Origin of the sequence: Sulfitobacter sp. UBA4523, assembly GCF_002388305.1 — a bacterium.
Lineage (GTDB): Bacteria > Pseudomonadota > Alphaproteobacteria > Rhodobacterales > Rhodobacteraceae > Sulfitobacter > Sulfitobacter pontiacus.
Map to the genome: position 1 here is coordinate 19,993 of NZ_DGMH01000066.1, position 2,159 is coordinate 22,151.

Consider the following 2,159-nt stretch of genomic DNA (forward strand, 5'->3'; position numbering starts at 1 on the left):
ATGGAACCGCATGCCGCAATCGCCCAATGGGACGGCGACAAGCTGACCCTGCGCGGGTCATACCAGATGCTCAAATACAATGTGAATGAACTGGCCGACGCTCTTGGGATCGACCCCGATAATGTCCATATTCTGGCCCCGTTCGTGGGGGGTGGCTTCGGCTCCAAACTGGGGATCAGCCACGAGGCTGTGGCCGCGGCGCTCGCCGCGCGCGAGGTGGGGGCACCGGTGGCTGTCGTATTGACGCGCCAGCAGGTGCTAGAGGCGACAATGCGTCGGTCCGAGACCGTGCAGCACATCAAACTCGCCGCGGATGCCGACGGGCGCATGACCGGCATCGGCCACGATTCCACCGTGTCGCAACTGATGGACGAAAGCTTTGCAGAGCCGGTAGCCCAGGCCACGCCATTCCTTTATCGCGGAGAGAACCGCGAGATCGGGATGCACATCAAGCGGATCAACCGCATGTGTGCGGGCTCCGTCCGCGCGCCGGGGGAAGCGGTCGGGATCACCGCGCTTGAAATCGCGATGGACGAACTGGCGGTCGCAAGTGGCATCGACCCTGTCGAACTGCGCAAACGCAACATCCCGGATGTCGACCCGTCAGACGGGCGCGCATTCTCGTCCCACAAATTGGCCGAGGCGCTGGATGATGGGGCCAAGACCTTTGGCTGGGACAGCCGCGAGGTTGGCAAGACGGACGGTGAATGGCTGATCGGCTACGGCATGGCCTCTGCCACTCGCGTCAATATGCTAGGCGAAAGCCACGCCCGCGTGACCCTGAACCAGGACGGTAGCCTGCTGGTTGAAACCGATATGACCGACATCGGCACGGGCACCTATGCGATCCTCACCCAGATTGCGGGCGAAATGCTGGGCGTGCCTTCGGACCGTGTGACGGTGCGTTTGGGCGACAGCAGCCTGCCCAAAGCCGCCGGATCCGGTGGCAGCTGGGGTGCCGCATCCTCGGGCGGGTCGGTTTTTGTCGCCTGCGAAGCCCTGCGCAAAAAGATCGCCGAGGCTATGGGCGTAGAGGAACGCGACCTGACCCTGCAAGATGGAGTCGCCACCGCCAACAACCGTCGCGCCGATCTGCCGGAATTCACCAAGGATGGCCCGCTCACGGTCAAGGGCACGATCAAGAAGGGTGACACCCAGACCGACCGCCGCCAAGCCACTTTCGGTGCCTTCTTTGCCGAGGTCGGTGTCAACAGCGTCACCGGCGAGACGCGCGTGCGCCGGATGCACGGCAGCTTCGCCGCCGGTCGTATCCTGAACGCCAAGACTGCGCGCTCGCAATGTCTGGGCGGCATGACCTTTGGCATCGGCATGGCGCTGACCGAAGAGCTGATGTTTGACAAACGCGACGGCCATCTGGTGAACAACGATCTGGCTGAATACCACGTGCCGGTAAACCTTGATGTGCCACAGCTGACCGTGAACTTCGTGCAGGAACGTGACCCTTGGGCGAACCCCATGCAGGCCAAAGGCATCGGAGAGCTGGGCATCTGCGGCGCAGGCGCATCCATCATCAACGCGATCTACGACGCCTGCGGTGTGCGGGTGCGTGACCTGCCCGCGACGATGGACAAGATCCTGTCGGGCCTTCCAGAGATGTAACCGGCTGCATCCGCAAACAAAGCAACCGGCGCGGCGAAAGCTTGCGCCGGTTTTTTTGTGGGCTTTTGCATCACGGCTGGACCCGCCCCAGCAAGAAAAGAGACCCGCGGACTGTGCACCTACCAATCTCAGCACGTCGGGCATCTGTGGTTCCTACCGCCCTCACCGCCAGCAACAAGGCACAAAAAAAAGCCCGCGCGATGAAGCGCGGGCCTTTATCAGCTATATCGGCGTTATCAGGACTTCTTGACGTTCCCAACACCCTGTTTATCCGCCTCGGCTTCGGCAGCGTCGACCACGCGTTGGCCGGAGGCTTTGGCCTTCTCGACAATCGCATCTGCTGCTGTATCACCCGGGGCCGCGGCGTCCGCGTCTTCTTTGGTTTCGCGCAACACTTTCTTCGCCTCGTCAGAGGCCGCCTGAGCAACCTTGCCGAGCTTTGCCTTCTCTTCGGCGAAGATGCGTTCAGCGTCGGCCATCAACTGGTCGCTATGCTGACCCATGTAGCGGTCCTCGGTCCGGCTGCGGGGCAGTGCGGC

The 2,159-nt window shown here is 62.5% G+C and carries 1 protein-coding gene and 1 pseudogene; one reads left to right on the forward strand and one right to left on the reverse strand.

Going from position 1 to position 2,159, the window contains the following annotated elements; genetic code table 11:
• A partial coding sequence (locus tag B3849_RS16060; protein WP_286780430.1) for a xanthine dehydrogenase family protein molybdopterin-binding subunit occupies nucleotides 1-1,620 on the forward strand: 1,620 nt, incomplete at its 5' end.
• Nucleotides 1,621-1,856: 236 nt separating this feature from the next.
• Here the strand turns inward: B3849_RS16060 and B3849_RS16065 are convergent.
• A pseudogene (locus B3849_RS16065) lies at nucleotides 1,857-2,159 on the reverse strand (hypothetical protein); the annotation flags it as partial.